General features: G+C 73.1%; 22 protein-coding genes and 1 pseudogene. 13 read left to right on the top strand and 10 right to left on the bottom strand.

Annotation, left to right across the window (positions count from 1 at the left end; translation table 11 throughout):
- Positions 1-57: 57 nt before the first annotated feature.
- On the top strand, positions 58-615 hold the full coding sequence (locus ACFWIA_RS00115) for a hypothetical protein (RefSeq protein ID WP_386998742.1): 558 nt from the start codon (positions 58-60) through the stop codon (positions 613-615).
- Positions 616-744: 129 nt separating this feature from the next.
- Here the strand turns inward: ACFWIA_RS00115 and ACFWIA_RS00110 are convergent, their stop codons facing one another.
- From ACFWIA_RS00110 to ACFWIA_RS00090, 5 genes are all read right to left on the bottom strand, one after another.
- On the bottom strand, positions 745-1,503 hold the full coding sequence (locus ACFWIA_RS00110; protein WP_386998740.1) for a succinate dehydrogenase iron-sulfur subunit: 759 nt from the start codon (positions 1,501-1,503) through the stop codon (positions 745-747).
- A complete protein-coding gene (sdhA, locus tag ACFWIA_RS00105; RefSeq protein WP_386998738.1) occupies positions 1,503-3,257 on the bottom strand; it encodes a succinate dehydrogenase flavoprotein subunit in 1,755 nt (584 codons plus the stop codon). The genes ACFWIA_RS00110 and sdhA overlap by 1 nt, the downstream gene beginning before the upstream one ends.
- Before the next feature lie 22 nt (positions 3,258-3,279).
- Complete coding sequence (locus tag ACFWIA_RS00100; protein WP_386998737.1) at positions 3,280-3,771, bottom strand: succinate dehydrogenase hydrophobic membrane anchor subunit; 492 nt, start codon at positions 3,769-3,771, stop codon at positions 3,280-3,282.
- A 5-nt stretch (positions 3,772-3,776) separates the two neighbouring features.
- Entirely contained in the window at positions 3,777-4,157 is a 381-nt protein-coding gene (gene sdhC / locus ACFWIA_RS00095; protein ID WP_351249482.1) for a succinate dehydrogenase, cytochrome b556 subunit, read from the bottom strand.
- Positions 4,158-4,486: 329 nt separating this feature from the next.
- Positions 4,487-4,963: a 2-oxo-4-hydroxy-4-carboxy-5-ureidoimidazoline decarboxylase gene (locus tag ACFWIA_RS00090; protein ID WP_386998734.1), complete on the bottom strand. Its 477-nt coding sequence runs from the start codon at positions 4,961-4,963 to the stop codon at positions 4,487-4,489.
- A gap of 987 nt (positions 4,964-5,950) precedes the next feature.
- On the opposite strand from ACFWIA_RS00090, the gene ACFWIA_RS00085 reads away from it, so the two are divergent.
- The 6 genes and pseudogenes from ACFWIA_RS00085 to ACFWIA_RS00060 all read left to right on the top strand — a co-directional run bounded on the left by ACFWIA_RS00085 (position 5,951) and on the right by ACFWIA_RS00060 (position 12,119).
- Positions 5,951-7,579 (top strand): glycoside hydrolase family 20 protein, encoded by a 1,629-nt coding sequence (locus ACFWIA_RS00085; RefSeq protein WP_386998732.1) that lies wholly within the window; start codon positions 5,951-5,953, stop codon positions 7,577-7,579.
- A 27-nt stretch (positions 7,580-7,606) separates the two neighbouring features.
- A pseudogene (locus ACFWIA_RS00080) lies at positions 7,607-7,801 on the top strand (HAD family hydrolase); the annotation flags it as partial.
- Positions 7,802-8,124: 323 nt separating this feature from the next.
- Positions 8,125-8,631 (top strand): hypothetical protein, encoded by a 507-nt coding sequence (locus ACFWIA_RS00075; protein ID WP_386998730.1) that lies wholly within the window; start codon positions 8,125-8,127, stop codon positions 8,629-8,631.
- 80 nt (positions 8,632-8,711) lie between these two features.
- The gene (locus ACFWIA_RS00070; RefSeq protein WP_386998728.1) at positions 8,712-9,386 is read left to right on the top strand and encodes a hypothetical protein; all 675 of its coding nucleotides are present in this window, start codon (positions 8,712-8,714) and stop codon (positions 9,384-9,386) included.
- A 598-nt stretch (positions 9,387-9,984) separates the two neighbouring features.
- Complete coding sequence (locus ACFWIA_RS00065) at positions 9,985-10,662, top strand: RNA polymerase sigma factor (protein WP_385486390.1); 678 nt, start codon at positions 9,985-9,987, stop codon at positions 10,660-10,662.
- Positions 10,662-12,119, top strand: coding sequence for a hypothetical protein (locus ACFWIA_RS00060; protein ID WP_386998726.1), 1,458 nt, complete (start codon positions 10,662-10,664; stop codon positions 12,117-12,119). The genes ACFWIA_RS00065 and ACFWIA_RS00060 overlap by 1 nt, the downstream gene beginning before the upstream one ends.
- Before the next feature lie 340 nt (positions 12,120-12,459).
- Here the strand turns inward: ACFWIA_RS00060 and ACFWIA_RS00055 are convergent, their stop codons facing one another.
- A complete protein-coding gene (locus tag ACFWIA_RS00055; RefSeq protein ID WP_386998724.1) occupies positions 12,460-13,389 on the bottom strand; it encodes a peptidoglycan-binding protein in 930 nt (309 codons plus the stop codon).
- A gap of 160 nt (positions 13,390-13,549) precedes the next feature.
- Between ACFWIA_RS00055 and ACFWIA_RS00050 the strand changes: the two genes are divergently transcribed.
- The 4 genes from ACFWIA_RS00050 to ACFWIA_RS00035 all read left to right on the top strand — a co-directional run bounded on the left by ACFWIA_RS00050 (position 13,550) and on the right by ACFWIA_RS00035 (position 17,947).
- Positions 13,550-15,133, top strand: coding sequence for a methylmalonyl-CoA mutase (locus tag ACFWIA_RS00050; RefSeq protein ID WP_386998722.1), 1,584 nt, complete (start codon positions 13,550-13,552; stop codon positions 15,131-15,133).
- A gap of 89 nt (positions 15,134-15,222) precedes the next feature.
- Positions 15,223-15,999, top strand: a complete 777-nt coding sequence (locus tag ACFWIA_RS00045; RefSeq protein WP_386998720.1) for an ATP-binding cassette domain-containing protein — start codon at positions 15,223-15,225, stop codon at positions 15,997-15,999.
- A complete protein-coding gene (locus ACFWIA_RS00040; protein WP_386998718.1) occupies positions 15,996-17,318 on the top strand; it encodes a hypothetical protein in 1,323 nt (440 codons plus the stop codon). The genes ACFWIA_RS00045 and ACFWIA_RS00040 overlap by 4 nt, the downstream gene beginning before the upstream one ends.
- Entirely contained in the window at positions 17,315-17,947 is a 633-nt protein-coding gene (locus ACFWIA_RS00035; RefSeq protein WP_386998716.1) for a hypothetical protein, read from the top strand. Before ACFWIA_RS00040 ends, ACFWIA_RS00035 begins: the two co-directional genes overlap by 4 nt.
- 9 nt (positions 17,948-17,956) lie before the next feature.
- On the opposite strand, the gene ACFWIA_RS00030 is transcribed toward ACFWIA_RS00035, so the two are convergent.
- The gene (locus ACFWIA_RS00030) at positions 17,957-20,926 is read right to left on the bottom strand and encodes a COR domain-containing protein (protein WP_386998714.1); all 2,970 of its coding nucleotides are present in this window, start codon (positions 20,924-20,926) and stop codon (positions 17,957-17,959) included.
- 179 nt (positions 20,927-21,105) lie between these two features.
- Here ACFWIA_RS00030 and leuE point away from each other — a divergent pair, with 179 nt between their 5' ends.
- A complete protein-coding gene (leuE, locus tag ACFWIA_RS00025; RefSeq protein ID WP_386998712.1) occupies positions 21,106-21,771 on the top strand; it encodes a leucine efflux protein LeuE in 666 nt (221 codons plus the stop codon).
- An 8-nt stretch (positions 21,772-21,779) separates the two neighbouring features.
- On the opposite strand, the gene ACFWIA_RS00020 is transcribed toward leuE, so the two are convergent.
- The 3 genes from ACFWIA_RS00020 to ACFWIA_RS00010 form a co-directional block, all read right to left on the bottom strand.
- Entirely contained in the window at positions 21,780-22,238 is a 459-nt protein-coding gene (locus tag ACFWIA_RS00020) for a MarR family winged helix-turn-helix transcriptional regulator (protein ID WP_386998710.1), read from the bottom strand.
- Between the two features lie 215 nt (positions 22,239-22,453).
- Entirely contained in the window at positions 22,454-23,791 is a 1,338-nt protein-coding gene (locus ACFWIA_RS00015) for a polysialyltransferase family glycosyltransferase (RefSeq protein ID WP_386998708.1), read from the bottom strand.
- The gene (locus ACFWIA_RS00010) at positions 23,788-24,765 is read right to left on the bottom strand and encodes a glycosyltransferase family 2 protein (RefSeq protein WP_386998706.1); all 978 of its coding nucleotides are present in this window, start codon (positions 24,763-24,765) and stop codon (positions 23,788-23,790) included. Before ACFWIA_RS00010 ends, ACFWIA_RS00015 begins: the two co-directional genes overlap by 4 nt.
- 198 nt (positions 24,766-24,963) lie before the next feature.
- Between ACFWIA_RS00010 and ACFWIA_RS00005 the strand changes: the two genes are divergently transcribed.
- A complete protein-coding gene (locus ACFWIA_RS00005; RefSeq protein WP_386998704.1) occupies positions 24,964-26,271 on the top strand; it encodes a DUF6716 putative glycosyltransferase in 1,308 nt (435 codons plus the stop codon).
- The last annotated feature ends 192 nt before the right edge of the window (positions 26,272-26,463 follow it).

Below are 26,463 nucleotides of genomic sequence, written 5' to 3'. Positions count from 1 at the left end.
CGCCGGTCGGTGACAGCGACCCGTACGGATACGTCCCCCACTTCAGCTAGGAGAACCGTGACCCCTCGGATAGGCAGCGCCGCCCCCGGCGGGCTGACCCCCGCGGAGCTGCTCCGTGCCGATCAGCCCCTGCCCGGCGGCGAACCCGCCGGTGCCGATCCGCTGGCCGATGACGATGCCCTGGACGGGGCGCGGCTCCTCGACACGCGGATGGACCCGGGGACCGCGACCGGCGCCGTCCTGTTCGACCTGCGGGAATCCGTTGCGTACCCCACGGCCAGCGCGGGGCTCCTCGTGGTCCGGGGCGTGCGGGAGTTCCGGTACGCGGTGGCCGATCCGGATGCGGTGTCCGGCGCGGTGTCCGTCGTGTCGAGCACCCCGGTCGACGGGGACGAGGCGTTCGCCCTGCGGCTCGGCACCGCCCCGTACGCCGCGGTCCTGCTCGGCGGGGAGAGCGCCGAGTTCCATGTGCTCGACGTGCCCACGATGCAGCCCGCCGACGGCGAGTACTCCGGCGGCGAGGGCTCCGTTCTCGGGCGTCCGCTGCCCGGCTGGGACACGGAGTGCACGGTGCTGAGCGTGTTCCACCGCAAGCGGTCCGCCGGCCCGGCCTGACCCTGCGCACGCACGAGGGCCGCCGCACCGCCCCTTCCGGGGAGGCACGACGGCCCTCACGCGTGTCGTCGGACGGGACGGAGCACGTCGGACGAAGCAGGTCGGACGGAGCACGTCAGACGAGGTGGATCAGAAGCGGCGCGTGATCAACGCCCGCTTCACCTCCTGGATCGCCTTGGTGACCTCGATGCCGCGCGGGCAGGCGTCCGTGCAGTTGAACGTCGTGCGGCAGCGCCACACGCCGTCCTTGTCGTTGAGGATCTCCAACCGCTGCTCGCCGGCCTCGTCGCGCGAGTCGAAGATGAAGCGGTGGGCGTTCACGATGGCGGCCGGGCCGAAGTACTGGCCGTCGTTCCAGAACACCGGGCAGGACGAGGTGCACGCCGCGCAGAGGATGCACTTCGTGGTGTCGTCGAAGCGCTCCCGGTCCGCCGCGGACTGGAGGCGCTCGCGGGTCGGCTCGTTGCCCGTGGTGATCAGGAACGGCATGACGTCGCGGTACGCCTGGAAGAACGGCTCCATGTCGACGATCAGGTCCTTCAGGACCGTCAGGCCCTTGATGGGCTCGACCGTGATCGGCTTCTCGGGGTTGATGTCCTTGATCAGCGTCTTGCACGCCAGCCGGTTGCGGCCGTTGATGCGCATCGCGTCCGAGCCGCAGATGCCGTGCGCACAGGAGCGGCGGAACGTCAGGGTTCCGTCCAGGTCCCACTTGATCTTGTGGAGGCCGTCGAGGACCCGCTCCTTGGGGTCGATCTCGAACTGGAAGTCCTCCCAGGTGGCTTCCGCCGACACCTCCGGGTTGAAGCGCCGGATGCGGAACGTGACCGTGATGAGGTGGGAGGCGGCGGCCTCGGCCTCCACCTTGTCGAGTACGGGAGTTGCCATCAGTACGTACGCTCCATCGGCTGGTAGCGGGTCTGGACGACCGGCTTGTAGTCGAGACGGACGGTCTCGGAGCCGGCGGCGTCGACCTCGCGGTACGCCATGGTGTGGCGCATGAAGTTGACGTCGTCGCGGTTGGGGTAGTCCTCGCGGTAGTGACCGCCGCGGGACTCCTTGCGGGCCAGCGCGGAGACGGCCATCACCTCGGCCAGGTCGAGCAGGTTGCCCAGCTCGATGGCCTCCAACAGATCGGTGTTGAACCGCTTGCCCTTGTCCTGCACGGACACGTTCTTGTACCGGGCGCGCAGTTCGGCGATCTTGTCGACGGCCGTCTTGATGGTCTGCTCGGTGCGGAACACCATCACATTGGCGTCCATCGTCTCCTGGAGCTCCTTGCGCAGCTCCGCCACCCGCTCGGTGCCGGTGGAGGTGCGCAGGTGCTCGACCTGGTCGACGACGAGGCTCGCCGGGTCCTCCGGCAGGTCGACGTAGTCGGCCTTCGCGGAGTACTCGGCGGCGGCGATGCCCGCGCGGCGACCGAAGACGTTGATGTCGAGCAGCGAGTTGGTGCCCAGCCGGTTGGCGCCGTGCACGGAGACGCAGGCGACCTCGCCGGCGGCGTAGAGGCCCGGGACGACGGTGGTGTTGTCCGACAGCACCTCGCCCTCGACGTTCGTCGGGATGCCGCCCATGGCGTAGTGCGCGGTCGGCTGGATCGGGATCGGGTCCGTGTAGGGCTCGATGCCGAGGTAGGTGCGCGCGAACTCCGTGATGTCCGGGAGCTTGGCGTCGAGCTGCTCCGGCGGGAGGTGCGTGAGGTCCAGGTACACGTGGTCGCCCTCGGGACCGCAACCGCGGCCCTCGCGGATCTCCGTGTAGATGGAGCGGGAGACGACGTCACGGGACGCGAGGTCCTTCATGACCGGCGCGTACTTCTCCATGAAGCGCTCGCCGTCCTTGTTGCGGAGGATGCCGCCCTCACCGCGGGCGCCCTCCGTCAGCAGGATGCCCATGCGCCAGATGCCGGTCGGGTGGAACTGGAAGAACTCCATGTCCTCCAGCGGCAGCCCGCGCCGGTACACGGCGGCCTGGCCGTCACCGGTCAGGGTGTGCGCGTTGGAGGTCACCTTGAAGAACTTGCCGGTGCCGCCGGAGGCGTAGATCACGGCCTTCGCCTGGAAGACGTGGATCTCGCCGGTGGCCAGCTCGTAGGCGACGACGCCCGCGGAGTGCTTGACCCCGTCGATCTCGGTGATCAGCTGGTCGAGGACGTAGAACTCGTTGAAGAACTCGACGCCCTCCTTGACGCAGTTCTGGTACAGCGTCTGGAGGATCATGTGGCCGGTGCGGTCGGCCGCGTAGCAGGAGCGGCGGACCGGGGCCTCGCCGTGGTTGCGGGAGTGCCCGCCGAACCGCCGCTGGTCGATGGTGCCGTTCGGGGTGCGGTTGAACGGCAGGCCCATCTTCTCCAGGTCGAGGACGGCGTCGATGGCCTCCTTCGCCAGGATCTCGGCGGCGTCCTGGTCGACCAGGTAGTCACCGCCCTTGATCGTGTCGAAGGTGTGCCACTCCCAGTTGTCCTCCTCCACGTTGGCGAGCGCGGCGGCCATGCCGCCCTGCGCGGCGCCCGTGTGGGAGCGGGTGGGGTACAGCTTGGTCAGCACGGCGGTGCGGCTGCGCTTCGTCGCTTCGATGGCGGCGCGCATTCCGGCGCCGCCGGCGCCGACGATGACGGTGTCGTACTTGTGGATCTTCATAGCGGTTGCCTCAGCCCCGTGCCTAGCGGATGTTCGGGTCGAAGGTGAAGATCACCAGCGTGCCCAGCAGGATCGTGAACACCGTGGCGGTGTAGAGCAGGCCCTTGAGCCACAGTCGGGTGTTCGGGCGCTCGGCGTAGTCGTTGATGACCGTGCGGAGGCCGTTGGCGCCGTGCAGCATCGCCAGCCACAGCATCACCAGGTCCCAGGTCTGCCACCACGGCGAGGCCCAGCGGCCGGCCACGAAGGCGAAGCCGATCTTGGAGACGCCGCCGTCGAGGACCAGCTGGATCAGCAGGTGCCCGAGGACGAGGACGACGAGGACGATGCCGGACAGGCGCATGAACAGCCACCCGTACAGCTCGAAGTTCCCGCGCGTCGACTTCGGCGTCTTGCCGGTGCGCTTGCGGGGGGCCTCGATGACGGGGGCGGGGTTGTCGGCGCTGTAGAGCGGGGCGCCCTCGACGGCGCCGACGCCGGACGGGCCGGACTGTGCGGAGAGGTCGGTCGACATGTGCGTCAGCTCCCGAAGACTTCACGGACGGCGTGGCCGAGAACCGGGTACAGGGCCCCGATCATCAGCACGACCCAGATGCCGACCACGGTCCACAGCATCTGCTTCTGGTAGCGGGGACCCTTCGACCAGAAGTCGACGGCGATGACCCGCAGGCCGTTCAACGCGTGGAAGAGGACTGCGGCGACGAGGCCGTATTCCAGCAGCGCGACGAGGGGCGTCTTGTAGGTGGCGACGACCTTGTCGTACGCCTCGGGGGAGACACGCACGAGGGCGGTGTCCAGCACATGGACGAACAGGAAGAAGAAGATGAGGACACCGGTGACTCGATGAGCCACCCAGGACCACATGCCTTCCCGGCCGCGGTACAGCGTTCCAGCCGGCACGGAAGAACCCTCCGGGAGCGGGGATCAGGGCCTGCCGGCTTGGGGTGTCGGTCGGGCCCGGCCGGGTACGGTCCACCGGCCCCGGCCATCGTAGCGACGAGTTGTCGGAACGTTCACGCCGGGCCCGGCGGTGTGATCAAACAGGCAATCAAACTGGCACGTACGGGCTATCGAGAAGGCTTTCCGGCACCACCGTCAGGGGGGTCAGAGCGTTAGTTTTCGGCCATTCTCGGTCAAATCCCTGCCGAGGTGTATCCGGCCGGGGATCACCTCCGTACGCGGGTGCGCGCTGCGAAGGCGGGGAACCGGGACCTCGGGTTCCGTTCGCGTCACCCTCCGTCGCGCCCCGGCCGGGTGTTCAGCACCAGTCGGGCGAGCCGACCCCGGGCGATCCGGCGCAGCTCCTCGGTGGTGAGCGCCCGCTCGTCCTCCCGGTCGTTGCCGAGCCGCGACCGGATCGCGGTGAGCACCCGGTCGAGGGCTTCCTCCGGCGGGCAGGCGTCGAGACAGAGCAGGAAGGCGTGCCCGAACCGGCTCTCGTAGGCGGCGTGCGCGGCGCTCAGCGCGGTCTCCGCGGCGAAGTGGCCGGGCCGCGTCGTGCGCTGGTGGGGCGTCGTGGCGGTCTCCCGGGTGAGCGCTTCGGCGAGATCGGCGTCGGTGAGGTCGTAGGCCGCCTCGTCCGCGGCGGCGAGCAGCGCCTCCAGATCGGGGTAGGGGCGGTGCGCGGCGAGCCGGGTGGCCCAACGGCGACTGGCGCAGCAGCCGAGGAACGCCGCGAAGGCGATGTGCGGGGCGCAGGCGTTCAACCAGGTGAGAGTCGCGGGCGCGGCCGGAACGGGGGTGCGCTGGGCGGGTGGTGGGGCGGCGCGGCCTGGCGGTCGGAGGGACCCGTGGGAGGGCAGCGTGGCTCCTAGCGGAGGACGGCGGGGCCGGTGGGGCGGCGGCGCCCGGTGTCGGCGGGTGTGCCGGGTGTCGGCGGGTGTGCCGGGTGTCGGCGGGTGTGCCGGGTGGTGCGGGCGGCACGGCTGAGGTCTGCGCGGCCACGCTAGCGACCCGGGGCCCGGGGGCGTCCGACGGGTGCGCGCATCTCACTCGAACGGAAGAGTTCGGCCCCGCCGGGGTGACGCGCGGGGCGCATGACCGCGAGCCGATGATAGGGACGTGGCCGGGGTGCGGTTCACCCGGGGGTGGGGGAGGGTCGTACGCATGAACGAGGCACGACCGGGGGTTCCTACGCGGACCCCTTCGCGTAGGCGACTCCGTCGGCCGGAGCGGGGTCGCCCCCTCCTGCAGGAACCCGCACTTGTGCCGGGGCCCGTACTCGTGCCGGGCCGCGCACCGGGCTCGGGTCGCCCACCACGCCTCGGTCGCCCACTGCGGCTGGGCCGCCCCCTGCGTCTCGGGCGGGAACCCGGGCGGGAACGGATACCCGTGCCGGGGCGCCCACCGGGTCGGGTACCCGTGCCGGGGTGCGTACCGGGGTGGGGTCGCCGGCCGGAGCGGGAACGCCCGTCCGTGCCGGGGCGGGCCCCTGCGCCGGTTCCCACGCCCGGATCGGGGCACGCACCTGCCGTGCCGGGCCGGGTACCCGTCCGGGGGCACTCACGTGCGCGGGAACTCGCACCCGGGCCGGGACGCATACCCGGGCGGGGGCGTACCTCCGGACCGGGGCCCCCGACCGGGTGGGTGTGGACCCCCGCGCGGGGTCGCGTACCCAGGCGGGGGCGGACGGCGGCGCGTGGGCGGACCAGGGCAGACGCCGTACGTACGCCGGCCGGCGTACGGGGGGCGCGATGAGCGGGGCGGGTGGTGACGGGTCCCGTTCGCGCCCCCGGCGCAGGACCGCCCTGGTGCTGGTGGTCGTCCTCGCGGTGCTGGCCGCCACCGCCGGCGTGCTGCTCGCCCTGTGGCCCGGGGGCGACGGCGACGGCACCCCGTCCGCCGACTCCCCGGCGGCCCCGACCGCTACGCCCACCGAGGCGCGGACGCCGAGCGCCAGCCCCACCCATCCGCCGTCCCGGGCCCCGCGCACCATCCCCGCGGTCCGTGAGCACACCTTCGCCCGGGGCCCCGGCTGGCGGCCCGCCACCGGCGCGCGGCTCGTCGTCACGGACCCCGCACTCGCCGACGAGGGCCGGCTCACCGCGGACGAGTTGGGAGTCGCGTACGCGGGGGAGGCCGCGGCCGGACGCGGGGACGTGGAACTGTCCCTCGGCGGCGGGGGCGGCCCCGAGTCGTACACGATGACCGTGCGGGACGAGCGGGTGCGGATCGAGGGACCCACCGAACGGGGCGTGTTCTACGGCACCCGCACCCTCAAGCAGGCGGTCCGAGACGCGGGCACCGCCCCCGAGGGCGTGGTGCGGGACGAGCCCGCCAAGCCCCGGCGCGGCTTCCTGCTGGACACGGCGCGCAAACCGTACGCCGCCCGCTGGATCGAGGACCGGATACGGGAACTGGGCGACCTCAAGTTCAACGAACTGGGTCTGCACTTCTCCGACGACCAGGGCTTCCGCATCGCCTCCGACAGCCATCCGGAAGTGGTGTCCCGGGACCACCTGAGCAAGGACGAGGTCCGCCGGATCGTCGCGCTCGCCCGCAGCCGGCACATCGACGTGGTGCCGGAGATCGACTCGCCCGGACACCTCGGCGCGGTGATCGCCGCGCACCCCGACCTCCAACTGCGCGGGACGAACGGTGCCGCGCCGCCCGGCGCCGTCGACATCTCCCGGCCGGCCGCCGCCCGGATCGTGGACGAGTTGCTGCGCGAGTACGCGGAACTGTTCCCCGGTCCGTACTGGCACGTCGGCGGCGACGAGTACCCGGCCCTCTTCTCCAGCGACCCGGCCGCCCGCTTCCCCCAGCTCGCCGCGGCGGCCCGCGAACGGTACGGGGCGGACGGCACCGTGGAGGACCTGGCCACGGGCTGGCTGGACGACCGGGCGGAGACCGTCCGGAAGCTGGGCCGCGAGCCGCGCGCCTGGAACGACGGCTTCTTCCGCGACGGGGTCCAGCCCGCCGACGACATCGAGGCCGCGTACTGGACCGGCAAGGAGATCGGGGCCCGGGAGCCGACCGGGTACCTGAGCACCGGGCGCGAACTGGTCAACTACAACGACGAGTACCTCTACTACGTGCTGGGCGAGCCCAACCAGTTCACCTACCCGACCGGTCAGCGGATCTACGAGGAGTGGACCCCGCTGGTGGTGCGCGGCAACCGGCCCGTCGACCGGCGCTACGACCGGCAGATCCTCGGTGGGGTCTTCGGCGTCTGGGGCGACTTCCCGAACGCGCAGACCCCCGAACGGATCGCGGCGGGCATCCGGATGCCGCTGCGGGCGACCGCACAGAAACTCTGGGACGCGGGGCGACCACCCCTGGGCTGGACCGAGTTCGTCGCCCTCGCGGACCGGCTCGACTGACTGCCGGACCGGCGGGGATGCTCGGCCGTCGAGGCCCGGGAGGCGGACAAGTTGGAGTGCCTGATCCAGGCGGTCGAGTACCGGGAGCAGGGCTGCTCCAACGTCCAGCCGTGGATCGACAGCAGCCTGGAGAAGCTGAAGACGGCCTCGGCCAGGTCGCTGGCCGAGGCGGCCCTGTCCATGACCTCGGTGGAGTGGCAGAAGGTGTACCTGCGGCGGTAGCGCTCACCTGCGGTCCGGTTGACCGCCCGGCGAAGAATGGCGCGTACAGGTTCCCCCTCGGGCGGATGCCGTACGCACGGGTCGACACATCGGTGGCGGCGATGACGATCATCGCCGTACGCGCCGGCTCCCTCGGGGGAGCGCGGCGCGATCGCATAGCGGGGCGAAGCGGGCGGGTCGGGCGCCCGGGCGGCCGTGGAACGGGTCCGCCGGTGTCCGCGACCCACCGAAACCGCGCTTTGGGTGGCGGACGGCCCGAGCAGTGTGGTGGTCTGGTCGGCGCCCGTGAGTGGCGGGAATCGAACGGGGACGGGGGAGGCCGGATGGGCTACTGGGGCTACTACGTCGTGGGTCGGGGCGCGCAGCCGCTCGACGGCACGGACGCGCTCGCCGCCGTCCGGGGCGAGCTGGGACTGCTGGAGCGGCGCGCCGACGGCTGGCAGGTCTGGGAGTGCCGGGACGTCGAGGAAGGCACGTCGATCGGCAGCATGAACGCCCTCGCTTCGGAGACCGGGGCGCCGGCCCTGTTCGGATACGTCATGGACAGCGCGTGCGTCGTGGTGGAGGCGGCGGCCCCGAGCGGCGGCGGCTGGACGGCCTGTCTCGACCGGGCGTCGATGGCCGACCACATCGGCGGCGACGAGCGGGCCCTGGAGGACTACTTCCTGGTGCCCGAGGACGCCGCGGACCGCGCGGTCGCCTGGGCCGCGGAGGCCGGGATGACGGTGACCGCCGGACCCCTGGTCGAGGTGCTGAGCGCCCCCGCGGAACCGTCCGCGGAGGAACTCTTCTTCCGCTTCCTGGAACGTCTCGGAGTGGTGCGACTGTGACGCCGGCGGCGCGGCACACGCAGAAGAGACACGTGCGGACGCCGCGAAGAGGGCGCCACGCCGGTGGCACGGGAGGCACCATGAGCCTGGTCGAACTGATCGCCGGGGCGGACGGGAGAGGGCTCGCCGTGAGCGGCCTCGCCTGTCTCGACCGCTGTGTGCCGCTGCTCGGCGGCGACGACGAACTGCTCCGCCCCCTGTGGGCGAGCCTCGGGGAAGGCGGCGACGGCGCACCCGGGGCGGACGCGGCCACCTGGGGTGAACGCCTCGACCGCGTCCGGACCGCGCTGACGGAACGAGCCACGGCCCTGGACGGGAGCGGGAACGGGGGCGGGGATGAGGTCGGGGACGCGGCGGTGCGGCGGGCCCTGGCCATGTTGAGCACCGCGCCCGCCGCGCTCCCCGAGGAGCTCCGGGAGGGGGCGTCGACCGACACCCGACTGCGGACGTGGGCGGACGACTGCTCGGTGGCCGCGCTCCGCATCCATCTGCTGCTCGACCCCGGGCCGGGCGCGGACCTTGCGGCCGGCGGCGCTCCCGAGGGCGGGCCGGAGGATCCGCTCACCGCACCCCGTGCGGACCGCGGCGGTGCACTGCCCCCGCTGGCCGCCGCCGAACTGCGCCGCCAGGTCGCGGTCCTGGAACTGCTCGCCGCGCGGGGGGCCGGCGGGCTGCGCCAGGCGCACGCGGTGACGACCGAGGGGCGGCGGGTGCTGAGTGCCGTGGTCTCCCGGCGGTCCCGTGGCCGGAACTGAACGGTTCGGCGCCCGGTGTTCGGGGCCGGTCGTGGGGTCGGCGGTGGCCGGTTCGCGACGGTGGCCGCGGTGGTCGTCCGGGCGGTCGGCGCGCCGGGTGCAACATCGGTCCGCTCCCTGCGGCGCACCGGCGCGCGGGGGCGGGGCACGGTGGGACCGGAGAGGGAAGAACGCCTGAAGAAGGCGGGACGAAGGCCGGAACGAAGGCCGGAACAACGGCGGAACGAGGGTCGGAGCGCGGCCCGGCAGCAGGCACGAGCGAAGGGGAGGAGCCCCAGTGAAGGCAACGACCGGGGCCGCCACCCCCCACAGGAGAGGCCCCGGTCGCCGCACGGCACGGGCCGCGCGGCGGCCCGTAACTACTACTGCGCCGGAGGCTCGATTTGTGTCACACCCCACTCTTCCGACCACTAGTTGCGCCTTGTACAAACATGGACGTGGACGCATTTCAGGCCGTAGCGTGCTTTTCGCGCCGAGTGCGGGCCATCGACGTCCGCGGTCATTCAGGGACCGCAACCATGGACGGAAAAACCAGGACGGTGAACAGCCGACTCCGCGAGAGCGGTGCCGGTTCGGGCGCGAAGAGGGAGTGCGTTGAGTGCTGGGGGACGACGCGGAGTTGACCGCCGCGCTGCTTGCGGCTCAGCACGGGGATGACGGGGCCTTCCGAACGGTGTACCGCTCGGTGCATCCGCGGCTGCTGGGATACGTCCGGACACTGGTCGGTGACCCGGACGCCGAAGACGTGGCCTCGGAGGCGTGGCTCCAGATCGCGCGCGACCTCGACCGGTTCAGCGGCGACGCCGACCGCTTCCGGGGTTGGGCGGCGCGCATAGCCCGCAACCGTGCGCTCGACCACATACGCATGCGGGGCCGTCGCCCCGCGATAGGCGCCGACGAGACCGAGCTGACCGGGAAGCCCGCCGAGTCGGACACCGCGGTCGAGGCCATGGAGGCGCTGGCCACCAGTCGGACGCTGTCCCTGATCGCCCGGCTCCCGCAGGACCAGGCCGAAGCGGTCGTGCTGCGGGTCGTCGTCGGGCTCGACGCGAAGACCGCGGCGCAGGCCCTGGGCAAGCGGCCGGGCGCCGTGCGAACGGCCGCCCACCGGGGGCTGAAACGTCTCGCCGAACTGCTCGGTGACGAGCCCGAAGAGGAAGACCCTGCGCCCCCAGGACGCCTCGACGCGGTGCCCCGGCCCCGCCGCCCACACCCGCGCGCGGCCATGCCGGCGGGTGTGACGCATTCGCGAACGCGGACGCAGAAGGACATGTGATGCCCGACGAGCAGGACCCCTGGCTTGACCGAGAGGTGGCGGAACGCCTGCTGCGGGGAGAACCCCCGAAGAACGTCGACGATCACTACCGCGACCGGGCGGAACGCCTGGCCGGGCTGCTGGACGCGCTGACCGCACAGGCCCGAGGGCCCGTCCCGCAGGACGCCCCCCGCGAGCGGCCGACCGGTTCGGGCCCGCCGGACGCCTCCGGCGAGTGGGCCCTGCGCGTCGGGTTCCCCGACCCGGACGGCCCGACCCGTACGGGGAGCGGCCCCGCGGGCGCCGAACTGCCCGGTGAGGCGGCGGCGCTGGCCGCGTACCGCACGTCGCGCGCCTTCCGCGGCGCCGGTGGCGCCCGCCCCGAGCCCGAAGGCGCCGCACCAGGACCGGACATCACCATCGGACTGCCCACGACGGTACGGATCGTCGCCGGGGGGCCGGCGCACGGGCGGCGCCCCGCCCGCTGGGCGCGTCCGGTGCGGTTCGCGGTCGCGGCCGTGCTCGCCGCGGGCATGGTCGGCGGGGTCGCGGTCGCCACCGGGACGGGGGTGCTGTCGACGCCGTTCGAGGACCAGTGGCAGGGGCCCGCAGGGGTCGCCGGCGGGACGCCCGCCGTCGAACCGTCGTCCTCTGCGTTCCGGAGCCCCGCACCGTCCGGCCGTGACCGGTCCGGTGGCGGGTCGGCCGGTGCCGCGTCCGAGTCGCCGCCCCGGGTGTCCGGCTCGCCCCGCCCCGGTTCCCCGGACCGCACCGCTCCGCGGCGCCCGGAGGGCGATGACGTCACGGCCCGGACCGTCGCCGACTGTCGACAGCACCGGGCGGGCGAGCTCGACGCCGAGGGCGTCCGACGGCTGGAACGGGCCGCCGACGGCGCCGCCCGGGTGGCCCGGTTCTGCCAGCGGTTCCTCGACCTCCACCGCAAGGGCGCCGACGCGCCCGATGACGGGGAGGCCACCGGGTCCGCGGCGGAACCCGGTTCGCGGGACGACGACCCCGACCGCGGCTCCGACGGCGACCGGGACGGCACCGGCGACCGGGGGGACGACGGCCCCGGGAACGGCAAGGACCACGACGGCGACCGCGACCACGGCGACCGCGACTCCGGTGGTGCCGACGGCAAGGGCGGCGATGACGGCCGGGGCGAGGGCCGCGGCGGCTGCCGGGACGCGAACGGCCGGTACGGCGGCGCCGGTGGGACCGGTGGGGCCGGTGGCAGCGGCGGCAAGGGGAAGGGCAGCGGCAACGGCGAGGGCAACGGCGACGACTGTGGTGCCGCGCCCGGACCCCGCCGGGGTGGCGGCGGGTTGCCCGGCGGCGGTCGCCCGCCCGGGGGCACGGCCCGCCCGGCGCCCGTGACCGGTGCCGAGCCGACCGACTCCGCGGCCACCCGCCCCGCGCCCACCGAGACCGCACCCACCCCGCCCACGGCGACCCCCGCGGCCTACACCCACCCCTGACCCGGGCGCCGACCCGGGCGGGTGAACCGCCTCGGCGTGCCGGCATCGGCTCGCTGGAACGACGAGTATCGGCCACGATCTGGGCCATCGTTCGTCCGTTATGTCCCGACGGAACCGATTCTGACCTGCACGGTTCTCGTCAAGGTGGAGAAACTTTCCGCCAGGTGTGACGTTTTGCCGAGCGATGGCGCAGTATCAAGTGAGCCGACTGGTCATCGGCCCTGCGCGAGCCGGGGTTCCCCCCGTACCTACGGCTCGGCGCCACCGGCGCGGGCGGGACATGTTCCCCCGGTCCCGCCCGCGCCACTGTGGATCACTCAACCTCCGCGGTCCCCGTCGCTCACCAGTGGACGACGACTCCGTCGCCGACGCGGACCTCGTCGAAGAGTGCCGCGATCCCGGCCCGGTCCCGTACGTTCACGCACCCGTGCGAGGCGCCGCCGTACCCGTTCGCCGCGAAGTCCGCCGAGTAGTGGACCGCCTGCCCGCCGCTGAAGAACATCGCGTACGGCATCGGGGTGTCGTACAGCGTCGACCGGTGCTCGCGGGACTTCAGGGTCACCCGGAAGGCCCCCTCGCGGGTCGGGGTCACCGGCCCGCCGAAGCGGACGTCCAGGGTGGTCCGCACCTTCCCGTCGACCATCCAGCGCAGGGTGCGTGAGGTCTTGCTGAGGCACAGCACCCGGCCCGTCAGGCAGCGCGGGTCCGGTCGGTCCGGGTCGTCGGCCGGACGGACCCGTTCCGGGTAGAGCTCCGCGGGCCCCGGGCGGGACGTCATCGCCGTCAGCCGGGCCCAGGTGACCGTGTCCACGGAGCCGGTGGCGGGCAGTCCCCGCTTCCCCTGGAAGCCGCGGACCGCCGCGGCCGTCAACGCTCCGTACGTCCCCGTGGGCGCCGCGGCGAGCCAGCCGATCGACCGCAGCCGGGCCTGGAGCCCGCGCACCGCGACCCCGGAGTCACCCGCCCGCCAGAGCACCTTCGGCGGCGGCGCGGACGTCCGGGGCGCGGACGGCGCGGGCCGGGTAGACGGCACGGGCGGTACGGGTCGGGTGGACGGCGGGCCGTTCGGTGCCGTCGGGACGGAAGGGGCGCGGGAGGTCGACGCGCCGGGCCCCGCGGTCCGGGTCGCACCCGGTGTCCGCGGTGTGCACCCGCCCGCCACGGTCACCGCCACGAGAGCCGCGAGGACCGGGACCACCACCCGCCGCGCCCCCGCGGGCCCCGCGCTCCGGCCGGTGCCGCCGCCCGGCCCCACCAGGTGTCGTCGCATGCCCCTCCCCCTTCGGTGCCCGCGCCCACACCGGTTCCGGTTCCGGTGCCGGCCCTCAGGGTGATGCTCCCCACGGCCGGGTGGTCGTGAACGCGGGCGGATTCCGTTTCCGGCCCGCATGCTGGCAGGAACGGACCGGTGACCTGCGGGAGGTGCGGGAATGACGGCGCGCGAGTCGGAGTCCGGTCTACCCATCGAACCGGTGTACGGCCCCGAGGCGCTCGCGCACTGGGACCCCGATCGGCAACTCGGCCGGCCCGGCGACTACCCCTACACCCGGGGCGTCTACCCCACGATGTACACCGGCCGCCCCTGGACCATGCGCCAGTACGCGGGCTTCGGCACCGCCGCCGAGTCCAACGCCCGCTACCGGCGCCTCATCGAGCACGGCACCACCGGGCTCTCCGTCGCCTTCGACCTGCCCACCCAGATGGGCCACGACAGCGACGCCCCGATCGCCGCCGGAGAGGTCGGCAAGGTGGGCGTCGCCGTCGACTCCATCGAGGACGTACGGGCGCTGTTCGACGGCATCCCGCTGGACCGGGTCTCCACGTCCATGACGATCAACGCCCCCGCGGCCCTGCTGCTGCTCCTGTACCAACTGGTCGCCGAGGAACAGGGCGTACCCGGCGACCGGTTGACGGGCACGGTGCAGAACGACGTCCTCAAGGAGTACGTCGCCCGGGGCACGTACATCTTCCCGCCCGGCCCGTCGCTGCGGCTGACCGCCGACCTCTTCCGCTACTGCCGGACGGAGCTGCCCCGCTGGAACACCATCTCCGTCTCCGGCTACCACATGGCGGAGGCCGGTGCCTCGCCCGCGCAGGAGGTCGCGTTCACCCTCGCGGACGGCGTCGCCTACGTCCGCACCGCCCTCGCCGCGGGGATGACCGTGGACGAACTCGCGCCCCGGCTGTCGTTCTTCTTCGTCGCGCGCACCACCCTCCTCGAAGAGGTCGCGAAGTTCCGGGCGGCCCGGCGGGTGTGGGCCCGGCTGATGCGCGAGGAGTTCGGCGCCCGGGACCCCAAGTCGCTGATGCTCCGCTTCCACACCCAGACCGCCGGTGTGCAACTCACCGCACAGCAGCCCGAGGTGAACCTCGTACGGGTCGCCGTCCAGGCCCTGGCCGCCGTCCTCGGCGGCACCCAGTCCCTGCACACCAACGCGTTCGACGAGGCCATCGCCCTGCCCACCGAGAAGTCCGCCCGCCTCGCGCTGCGCACCCAACAGGTCCTCGCCCACGAGACGGACGTCCCCGCCACCGTCGACCCCTTCGCCGGCTCCTACGCGGTGGAACGGATGACCGACGACCTGGAGGACGAGATCACCGACCTCATGCGCCGGGTGGAGGACCTGGGGGGCGCGGTCGCCGCCATCGAACAGGGCTTCCAGAAGGGCGAGATCGAACGCAACGCCTACCGGATCGCCCGGGAGACCGAATCCGGCGACCGGATCGTCGTCGGCGTCAACCGCTTCGCCCTGGACGCCGAGGAGCCCTACGAACCGCTGCGCGTCGACCCCGAGATCGGCGCCCGCCAGGCCCGAGGGCTGGCCGCCCTGCGCGCCGAACGGGACCGCTCCGCGGTGGACCGGGCCCTCGCCGAACTCCGCGAGGCCGCCCGGGGATCGGCCAACACCCTGTACCCGATGCGGACCGCGCTGCGCGCCCGCGCCACGATCGGCGAGGTCTGCGGGGCCCTCCGCGAGGTGTGGGGGACGTACGAACCCACCGAACGCTTCTGATCCCTGATGCACCGTGAGAAACGGGGGCGACAGCCCGTTTCGGGGGAGTCGGCTTCGAGCGCCGATCACGGCCCCCGTACGGTGGTGACGTGCCCTCAGAGAACACCTCCGCAGCCACCGGCTCCCACCCGGTCGCGGCAGCCGACACCGTCACCGTCCGGTACGGGAAGCTGACCGCGCTCGACGCGGTGTCCCTCGACTTCCCCCTCGGCGTCACCGGTCTGCTCGGGCCCAACGGAGCCGGCAAGAGCACCCTGTTGTCCCTGCTCACCACTGCCCGGCGCCCCGACTCCGGTGCGATACGGCTCCTCGACGCCGACCTCACCGACCGCCGCTCGGTGCGCCGGGTGCGCGCACGCATCGGGGTGCTGCCGCAGAGCTTCGGCCACTACCCCCGCTTCACCGTGCGGGAGTTCACCGAGTACGCGGCCTGGCTCCGCAAGGTCCCCGCCCGGGACCGCGCCGCCCGGGTCCGCGAGGCGCTCGCCCTCGTCCGCATGGACGCACACGCCGACCGACGCATGCGCGACCTGTCCGGCGGGATGCTCCGCCGCGTCGGCATCGCCCAAGCCGTCGTCAACCGTCCCGACCTGCTGCTCCTCGACGAACCCACCGTCGGGCTCGACCCCGCCCAACGCGTCGGCTTCCGCACGCTCATCCAGGAACTCGGCAGCCGCGCCGCCGTCGTGATGAGCACCCACCTCGCCGAGGACGTCGCCCGCACCTGCGACCGGGTCGCCGTCCTGCTCGCCGGCCGCGTCGCGTTCACCGGCAGCGTCGACGCACTGTGCCGGCTGCCCGGCGAGGACGGCACCGTCGAAACCGGCTATCTGCACCTCGTCGGCGCGGAGGGGGCCACCGCATGAGGCGCGTCCTGTGGATCGAGGCCCGGCGCGGCGAAACCAAGTGGGTCGCCGCCGTGCTGGCCGCCGTCGGCCTCCTGTACTTCACCGACGGCACCCCCGGCACCAGCGACTGGATCGGCTGGTGGGCGCAGACCGCCGTCCGGGTCCAACTCTTCGCCGTCATCGTGATGGGCCCCCTGACCGCCGCCGCCACCGCCTGGACCGCCGGCCGCGCCCACCGCTTCCGCACCCTCGGTTGGACCGACACCACCCCCCGCGACGCCTGGAACCAGGGCGTCGTCCTCTGGCTCGCCGCCCTCCTGTGGGTCCTGCCCGTCTACGCCCTGCTCGCCCTCGTCGCCCACCGGCGGACCGCCGCCGTCAGCGAGGTCACCGACCCCGCCTGGACCCCCCTGCTGCTGGGCGCCGCCGTGCTCGCCCTCCACGCGGCCTGCGGCACCACCGCCGGAAGCCTGCTGCCCACCCGCATCACCGCCCCCCTCGCCGGCCTCTGCGGATACGGCGTCCTGGTCGCCCTCGCCCTGACCGGCACCGGCGGCACCGGATTCCCCGGCGCCCTGATCCCCGTCATCGACCAACACTGGGACATGGCCTTCCGGCCCCGCGCCGACCGCCTGCTCACCGCCACCGTGTGGTGCCTGTCCGCCGCGGTCGTGCTGCTCGCGCTGCCCGCCCTGTGCCGCGCCACCGCCCTGCGACCCCGCCGGTGGCTGCTGGCGTCCGTCACGGCGGTGGCCCTCACCGCGGCCGGAGCGCTCCTCGCCCACCGCCCGACCCACGAGGAACTGGCCTGGGCCGAACGCACCCCGCAGCCCGACCGCCCCGTGTGCGCGACCTCCGGCGGGACCCGGGCCTGCCTGTGGCCCGACGACCGCCATCTGCTGCCCGCACTGCGCGGCGCGGTCCGGGACGTGGACGAACTGACCGCCTCCGTGCCCGGCCTCAACCGCACCTTCCACGAACGGGGACTGCGACCCGACGGCCCCCGGACCGGCGAACTGCCCGTGCACTCCCCGGGAACGGACCGGGCCACCATGACCGACGACATGCTGGCCGCCGCCCTGCCGCAGTCGCCGTCCGGCTGTAGCGTCCCCCCACTGCGGGGCACCGGCGGCTACCCGACCACCTTCTTCCTCGAAGCGGTGGTCAGCGACCGGACCGGCACCCGGTCGACCTACTGGGGCGAGACGTTCGCCGCGGCCGTGGAACGGTTCCGGCAGGTGCCCCGGGACCGCCAGGACGCCTGGATCAGTGCCACCGCCGACGGCATCCGCACCTGCGGCGCCCTCCCGCCGCTCCCGAAGGGACCCGCGGCGTGATCCGCCCGCTGCCGCCGGCGCTCCGGTACTACTGCCGCGCCCGGGGCGTCCCGGCCGCCGCCCTCACCGGCCTCGTCGTGGCCCTGCTCGTCAGCGTCCAGGCCGGACGCCAGGTCTCCCTGCCGCAACTGCGCCACCTCACCGACTTCAGCGTCCCCCTCGCCGCCGTGGTGCCGGTCGCCCACGCCGTGGTGCTCGCCTCCACCGTCCACTCCCCGATGGCGGACCTGGAACACTCGGCCGCCCAACCGATGCGTCGCTGGCGCGCCGTCCACATGACCGCCGTCCTCGGGTACGCGGTGCTGCTCGCCGTGCTCCCGATGGCGGCCGGCGCCGGCGCGGACGTCACCGTGGCCGCCGTCCGCAACGTCGCGGGGTACCTGGGGCTGGCGATGCTCGGCGCACGGCTGCTCGGCAGCGGGCTCGCCTGGGTGCCGCCGCTCGCCGTGCTCGGACCGACGCTGTTCCTCGGAGTGGGCTGGGACAACACCGTCGAACCCTGGGCCTGGACCCTCCACGGCCCGTGGGGAACGGGCGCCGCCGTCACGGCCGCGGCCCTGTACGCGGCGGGCCTCCTCGCGGTCGCCACCGCGGGACCCCGCCGGACGGAACGCACCGAGCGGGCGTGAACGGGCCGGTCACCCGGCGGTGTGGCTGCCGGACTCCCCCTCCTGGGCGCCGCGGGGGAGCGGCACCGGCGCGGCGGGCGCCGGGACGGCCCGGGACCCCTGCTCGTAGGTGCGCGCATGGGCCTTGCACAGCCAGTACGTGGGACCCTCCGGGGTGGTCACCTTGTTGAGGCCGCCCCACTCCTCGGCGGGGTCCAGCTCCTTCAGCAGGGCGTGCATCCGGCGCTGCTCGGCGTGGTCCACGGCCTGCACCGTCGCACGGGACCCCGACTCGCCCAGCCCCCGGCGCAGTTCCTCCGGCAGCCCGTCCAACAGCGCCTTCATCACGTCCACGTCGTCCTTCATGACCTTGCCCAGCTCCTCGGACACCGCGCCCAGCGAAGCGCCGAACACCGGCACCACGAACTTCAGCGCCTGCAAGGTCCGGTGCACGTACGGCAACACCGTCTCCGTGAACGCGCCGTGCGCCGGGAGTTCGTAGGGCTCCACGCCCTCCAGCAGGTGCCATTCGCCGGGCGCCTCGCAACACAGATGCAGCTGGAACACCTCGCCGGGCAGCAGTACGTGGCCGGCCTCCCGCCGCGTCAGCCGCCGCACCCACACCAGGCTCGGGCACAGCACCTCCTGACGGGACTGCTCGCGGCGCAGCGAGTGGAGGAACCCGCGCTGTTGCTCGGCGAGCATCGCGGTCAGCTCGGCGTGCTGCGTCCGGTCGGCGCGCTGGAGGGAGTCCACCCGGGCCACGAGGTCGCTCAGCATGCGGTGCGACTCGCGGTCGCCCGGCCGTTCGATGCCCTGGAGCAGGAACGGCACGTCGACGTCCCACAGGTGCTCGGGGCACTCGATGCGTTCCCGCGGCGGGTCCATCGTCAGCCGGTGCACCAGCTGTTCGTGCCGGAACTCGTGGGTGCAGGGCCGTCCCAGGTCGTCCTGGTGCGGACACGGCACCAGACGCGTGATGTCCAAGCCCGGATAACGCAGCAGGGTCTGCTCGAACCCGTCCTTGAGCACCGCGAAGAAGTCGTGCGGGTACGGTCCGCGTACGCGCAGCTCCGCCGACTTGGCGTGCCGGTCCACCGTGATCAGCGCCGCGTGCTCCCCGTCGGCGTGTTTCAACAGCGCACCGGACCGCCAGCGCACGGGCGTCGAGAAGCGGTGTTCCCGGGCGATGAACCAGGTCGGGACGCCGGGCGGCACGGTGTGCAGCCGGTAGCGCAGCCGCAGTTCGCGCCGGCCCGGGCCGCCGCCGTAGCGGTCCCACTCCGCCGTGTACTCCGGTGGCTCCCAGGGCAGCAGCTCCACCACCAGGCTCGCCGTCTTGTCCACCGTCCGGTAGGAGAGGTCGAAGTTCTCCATCATGCGCACGAAGTGCCGGCGCAGCGAACGGTCCACGTCCCGCCACAGCTCGTGCCCGTACGCGTGCCGGAACAGCCCGCCCTCGTTCAGCACCTCCTCGGAGTCGAGGACCCGGCTGATGTACCCGGTGAGCCACTGGGGGCGCAGCACCACCAGGTCGCACAGCTCCTCGTCGTCCGGGTAGTAGAGGAGGTCGCCCAGGCTGTGCAGGGCGGCGACCAGTGAGTTCTGGTGCGAGGCGTCCCGCACGCCGGCCCCGGCGAGCAGGTCGTTCAGCTGCTCCGGTGAGATGTGCTTCTCGGGACGGGCCCGTACGGCGTCCGACGCGCGCAGCCAGGTGCGGGGCCAGGCCGCGCCCATCAGCGGCAGTCGCGCCACCTCCTGCCGGACGCGTTCCCGGACCTCGTCCACCCCCTGGCCGCTGGCGCTGTCCGCGCTCATGCTGCCGATGATCAGCCCCGGGTACGTCTCCCGGAGTTCGCTCAGCGGCAGGTCCGGCGGGCGCGGGCCCAGGTGGGTGGCCACCAGGAGCACCGGGGCGTGCGGGGCGCGGGCCTTGATCATGTCCAGCCAGTAGTGCAGCTTGCTGGCCTCCCAGCCGATCTGCGCGTCCCACAGCAGCAGGAACAGGGACCGGTCGGTGAGGAAGAACTGGTGGGTGGCGTGGTAGATCTCCTGCCCGCCGAAGTCCCAGGTGGCCAGGCGCATGGTGACGGGCTGGTCCGGGTCGGGCGGGCTCGGGTGCGGCAGGGCGAGCTGCCCGACGGTCAGTCCGTGGGTGCTGTCCTCGTGCGGGTCGTGGTCCTCCCTGCGCAACGCCTTGAGCAGGGAGGTCTTGCCGACCCTGCCTTCTCCGACCACGACGACCTTGGACGACCACTGGCGGACGGCGTCCGCGTCCAGGTCCCGCAGGAAGCTGAGCACGGCGGGTGTGCCCGCGGCGACGATCTCGGGGGGCGGGGTGGTGAGGGGGTTGCCTTCGAGGCCGAGTGTCGCCAAGTGCTCCAGGTGGCCCAGCGAGGTCGGCAGTTCGGTCAGTCGGTTGCGACTGAGCGCCAACGAGCGAAGGCCTCGTAGCCGTTCGAACTCCGTCGGCAGCTCGGCCAGCTCATTGCCCCCGAGCTTGAGGTTCACCAACGAGGTGAGGTCGCTGAGCCCCGGCGGCAGGGACTCCAGAATGTTGAAGGTCAGCTGGAGATGGGTCAGCTGGTCGAGTCGGGAGAGGGAGTCCGGCAGCCGCCTCAGCAGGTTCCTGGACACGCTGAGTCGGTGGAGACGGGCGAGGTCGCCGATGCTCTCGGGCAGGGTCATCAAGTCGTTGCCGTCGAGCACGAGCTGCCGCAGGTTGACGAGCCTGCCCAGGGAATCCGGTACGGAACGCAGCCCGTTGTTCGCGGCGTGCAGCTCCACGAGCTGGGTCAGGTCGAAGAGCCAGCCGGGCAGGTGGGGGAGTCTCATGCGGTCGATGCGCAGGCGCCTCAGGCGGCTCAGCCCCCGGATCGACTCCGGTAGTTCGGTCAGGCGCAGCCCCACCAGTTCCAGGGTGTCGCTCCCGGACGCCCGGCATTGCCTGATCAACCGCTCCGCTTCCGCCGAGCCCGACACCCATTCCTCACGCCCCATGCGCCCCGCCCCCGATTCCGACGCGGGAGCCCGCACGCCCCCGCACCCACGAATCTACGGGCGACCACTGACAGTCGCCGTCCGTTCACGGAAACGGAGTGGTGTCCGCCGATCCAGCCCGGGAGGCGCCGACCAGAGACCCTGTCGGGTTGTCGTACTTTCATGCGACACTCCGCCTCATGCTCGGTGTCACAGACCTCTCCGCCTACCTCGTGGGCCTCGTCCTCATCATCCTGCTGCCGGGGCCGAACTCCCTGTACGTGCTGTCGGTCGCGGCCCGCCAAGGCGTGCGGCGCGGGTACACGGCCGCCGCCGGGGTGTGGGCGGGGGACCTGGTGCTGATGACCCTGGCGGCGGCGGGCGCGGCCTCGCTGCTCCAAAGCAACGCCGTGCTGTTCGGCATCGTGAAGTTCCTGGGCGCCGGGTACCTGGCCTGGCTGGCGATCGGGCTGCTGCGGACCGCCTGGGCGATGTGGCGGGGCCGGGACGACCGTACCGACGGGGTCGGGGCCGGCACCGAGGAGGCCGCCCCCGTGGCGGCGGGCGAGCGTCCGTTCCGTCGGGCCTTCACGATCAGTTTGCTGAACCCGAAGGCCATCCTGTTCCTGATCTCCTTCTTCGTGCAGTTCGTGGACCCCACGTACGCGTACCCGGCCGTGACGTTCGTGGTGCTCGGCAGCTGCCTCCAGGTCGCGAGCGCGCTGTACCTGTCCGCGCTGATCTTCGGGGGTTCCCGGCTCGCCGACCTGTTCCGCAGCCGCCGCCGGCTGTCGGCCGGGGCGACCACGGCGGCGGGTGCGCTGTTCCTCGGGTTCGCGGCGAAGCTGTCCACCTCGGGGGTGTAGCGCGTACGTCAGTGGTGCCAGAAGCGACCGCCGACGTTGTCGATCATCCGTTGCAGCACCTTCAGTGCTGCGACGTACTCCTCGTCGGACACCCCGTCGTGGATGGTGGCCATGCGTCCGGCCTGGACTTCGGCGGCCTTCTTCCGCAGGGTCTCGCCCTCGTCGGTGATGCGGATGTGCTCGTCCTCGTCCGACCCGGCCAGTCCGCGGCTGACGAGGTCCCGCGTCTCGGCCTTGATGCCCTCCTCCCCGACGTCGAGGTAGCCGCCGAGGAACGCGGCGAGTTCCTTCAGGTCGCGGCCGTCCGGGTGCTCGGCGAGTTGGTTGAGGACCCACCACTGGGGCTGGGTCAGCCCCTGCTCGGCCAGGCCCGCCCGGATGTAGGGCACCACGGCCTCGTGGGTGGCCCAACTCCAGTAGCCGATCGGCTGGCGGGCGAGTCCCTGGTCATCGTGTGTGTATTCCATGTCCATGACCGTAAAACCCCAACCAAGATTGAGGTCAAGCGCTCCCCTTCGCGGATCTCCGCGACCAGCCACGACGCCCCCGCAGCCGAGCACCTCCACCAGGTCGCGCCCCGGCAGGGGCGCGGGGAACTGCGCAGAACCACCGCGCACCCGCACGGCGACAGCGGACACGCAGCGGAACGCACCCCGATCGAGGAGCGGAGCAGCACGGCTCGTCATCCGAGCGCGGCCCGCTTGACGGCCCGGACCCGCCGCGCGACTCGACGGACCGTCGCATTGCGCGGGATGAAGGCGAGCTGCGGCGCCACCCCACCGGGCAGGCCGAGCGCGGTGAGCCGGCGCTTCTTGAAGTACCGCAGGGCGGGCCCGTCGTGGTGCCGCCGCAGATACGCCTCGGCTTCGGCACGGCGACCGGGATGGACCTTCGGCTGCATCGCGAAACCGACGGCGGTGACCAGGGCGTTCAGTTCGTCCGCGGGGACGTCCACCGGCGGGGCGGTCGGTTCGGCCAGGTCGGGCAGGAGCGCGTCGGCCAGGGTCACGGGTACCCGGTTGCTGTTCTGGTACGGGGTCAGCCGCTCCAGCAACAGCGTGGTGCCCACCCGGGCGACCGGCAGCCCGTAGAACGCGGACGCGGTGAACAGGGCCGTCGAGAAGCAGCCGACGACGAGCGCGGGCCCCTCCCGCTGGTACAGGACCTCCGCGAGGACCGGCCGGTCCAGCACCGTCAGTTCGACGTCCAGTTCCCCCGCCGCCTCCTCCAGGCGCCGCGAGAGCCGGGCGCCGGCGGTGGGGTGCGGTTTGAAGACGATCCGCCGGTGGCCCAGGGCGACGGCGCCCCGCAGCATCTCCAGGTGCAGGTCCTCCTCCTCGTCGACGGTGAGGATGTCCAGGGCCGACAGGTACTGGCCGAGGAGCAGCGCGGGACCGGCACCGTCCGAGGCGGGACCGGACGACGGCCCCGCCTCGTCGGCGAGTTCGGCGAGGACCTTCAGGAACGCGTCCGTCGGGACGATCCGCGCCGGGACCCCGAACTCGGCGAGCAGCAGCGGTCGCAACCCGGGCACCAGGTCCAGGTGCAGCAGGGCGTGCACCCGGGTGCCGATCAGCGGATCGAGCCGGTCCCGGGTGGGCCCGTAGCTCATCAGCCCGTCCGCGTACACGTGCACCGGCGCGTCCGGGAAGATCCGCATCACCGCCATCGCCGGGTTGACGTGCGGGGACTCCACGACGAGCGTGACCTCGTCCTCGCCCAGGTGCCAGGCGAGCCGCAGGTACCGTTCCCACAGCGGGACGTCATCGGTGCGCGGTGACCAGCCGCTCGGGTGGAACGGGGCGATCGTCGCGTTCCACGAGCGGACCTCGTCGAAGCGGGCCCGCAACCGTGCGAACCCGGGCACGGCGTCCAGCGCCGGCGAGGTCTCGGGCACGGCGGCGTTGTTGCAGACCAGCAGGACCGTCCGGTCCGCCGGGGGCAGCAGGCCCGCGTCGAGCGCGGCGGCCAGGGTGGCCGCCCCGTACGCGGTGGACGCGAGCAGGACCCGGGTGCTCATGCGGTGGCCCCCGCAGCGACGGGGCGACGGCGCAGCCTGCGCAGCCGGGTGGCGCGCGTGACGTCCAGCGCGTCGAGCACCCCGTCCAACACCGCGGGGGGCATGCGGCGCAGCGCAGCCGCGCTCATGACCTTGAGCGTGCGCGCCACGTCCGGTTCGAACCTTTCGATCGTGCCGAGGTGATGGGAAATGATGGCGCAGTACGTGCGCACGGCTTTCGGAAGGAGTTTCTCCGCCTCGGGGTCCTCGGTGGTTTCCCGGAGGACCTGGTCGAAAGCGCGAATGAAGTCGAGTTGCCGGACATCGCCGATCTGGGTGAGCGACGACGATATTCCGCGCCGGTAGAACACCCCGAGGAGTCCCGTGATCGCCATGGATTGCGCCTCGCGGTGCAGCCGCCAGATCCACGGCCGGTCCTCCGCGGTGCGCAGCCCGTCGGTGAAGTGCAGCAGTCCCCGCTCCACCAGTCGGCGGTGGTACGCGCCGGCCCAGGCGTACGGGTAGTCCACCGAGGTCGAGCGGTCGGCGGGCAGGATCAGCGCGCGGGGGTCCAGCACCTCGCCGCGCCGCCCGTGCGGAACGCGCCGCGGCGCCCGGGACCGCCCGGTGCTCTGCACATGGTCGGTGCGCACGAAGTCGCAGCCCAACCCCTCGATGACGTCGAGGAGTTGGTCGTAGTAGTCGGGGGCGACCCAGTCGTCGCCGTCCAGGAACGTGAGGTACGTGCCGCGGGCCGCGTCGATGCCCGTGTTGCGGGCGGTGGCCAGACCCCCGTTCTGTTCGTGTCGCAGGAGCACCGCGCCCGGCAGGTCCCGCGCGGCCCTTTCGAGGAGTTCCCCGGTGCCGTCCTGCGAGCAGTCGTCGACCAGGAGGAACTCCCTGTCGCCGCGGGCGTTCGCCCGCAGGCTCCGCAGGGTGTCGGGCGCGTATTGCCGCACGTTGTAGAACGGCACGATAACGGAGAGCTTGACCACCCGGCCGACGTTATGCGGATGTCCGGCATTCGTCTTGACTCGGGGGCGGATACCCGGTGAACGACATGTGGCAGAACGGTTAACCGAACGCGCTCCCCGGTGTTCCCGAGGTCAATTGGTGAATCCGCGGTGTGCTGTTCACCCTTTGTTGTACTCGGGTTGGGCCGCGCCTCCGCATCGCTTCCTAGCGTCCTCGGTGTGCCAGCAAGTACCTCGAAGTCCCCGCGGGTCGCCGTACTCGCCGATTCCGACACCCGGTGGAAGTGGGGCGCCCTCACCGCGCACCGACTCGTCCCCGGCGGACGGCTCGACGGCCACCTCCTGCGCGGCCGGGCCACCCCGACGCCCCGCCAACTCGGCGAGGTCGACGAAGCCGGGGTGCGCCCCGACTCCGTCACGGAGGTCACCGCCGCGGAGTTCCTCGCCGCCATGGCGCGGGAGCGTTACGACGTGGTCGTCCTCGCCCTGGTCGGCGGTGGCGTCCAAACGATGCTGCACGGCCTCACCCACGCCTGGCGGGGCCGGGAACGGCGCCCCGTCGTCGTCACCGGATACGTCGGCGTCGTCTACGAGAAGGTGACCGACGGGCTGCTGCTGCGGCACGGCGCCGATCTGGTCCTCGCCAACTCCCGCCGGGACGCGGAACGGTTCCGGGCGGTGTACGAGGGCGTGGGCGCCGACGCCTCCGCCGTGGTCGAGGTGGCGTTGCCGTTCCTCGGCGGCGCGCCGTACCGCCCCGCCGACCCGTACACGGTGGTGTTCGCCGCCCAGCCCTCCGTACCGGCCGGCCGGGCCGACCGGGCGTACCTCCTGGAGCGACTGGTCCGGCACGCCCGCCGGCACCCGGACCGCGAGGTGCTGCTCAAGCTGCGCTCCCGGCCCGGCGAACACACCACCCACATCGAGGAACTGCCGTACCAGAAGCTCGTCCGCGGTCTGCGGCCCCCCGCCAACTTCCGGCTCGTGTACGGGCACATGGGCGAGGTGCTGGACCGTGCGGACCTGCTCGTCACCGTCAGCTCCACCGCCGCGCTCGAAGGGCTGCACCGGGGGGTGCCCACCGCGGTCCTCACCGACCTGGGGGTGCGCGAAGCGCTCGGCAACCACCACTTCGTGGGCTCCGGCTGCCTCGCCTCCTGGGACCAACTCGACGCGGGGCGGGTGCCGGTGGCCGACCCGCGGTGGACGCAGCGGAACGGGGTGGCGCCCGGCGACGCGTACGACACGGCGTTCGACGTGGCGCGGGGGCGGATCGCCGCGCTGCTCGGCGGGGCGGGGCCCGGGGTGCTCGCGCCCTACTACGGCGCCCGCACCGCGCCGGGGTACCTGCCGGGCGTCCTCGCCCGGTACCACCTCGGTGTCGACGGTGTGCCCCTGGCGGGGGTGCCGGGTGCGGGGCGGCCTTCCGGGCCGGTGCGGCGGGTGGTGCGGCGGGCCGCGCGGGGGGCCTATCGGCACGGGGTGCAGCGGGTTGCGCCGGTCGTGCGGCGCTTGGGGGAGCTGTGAACGCGGTTGCCCGCGGGTGCGCTGTGGTCACCCGCGCAGTTCCCCGCGCCCCTTTCGGGGCGCCCCGGTGCGGGTGCGCTGCACTGCGCGGTGCGCTCCGCGGGGGTCCGGCCTGCGGACCGCGGTGCTCTGCGGGTGCGCTGTGGCCGCTCGCGCAGTTCCCCGCGCCCCCTTCGGGGCGCCCCACAGGGG

The organism is Streptomyces sp. NPDC127068 (assembly GCF_042724695.1).
Lineage (GTDB): Bacteria > Actinomycetota > Actinomycetes > Streptomycetales > Streptomycetaceae > Streptomyces.
This window is presented reverse-complemented; position numbering and strand designations above follow the sequence as displayed.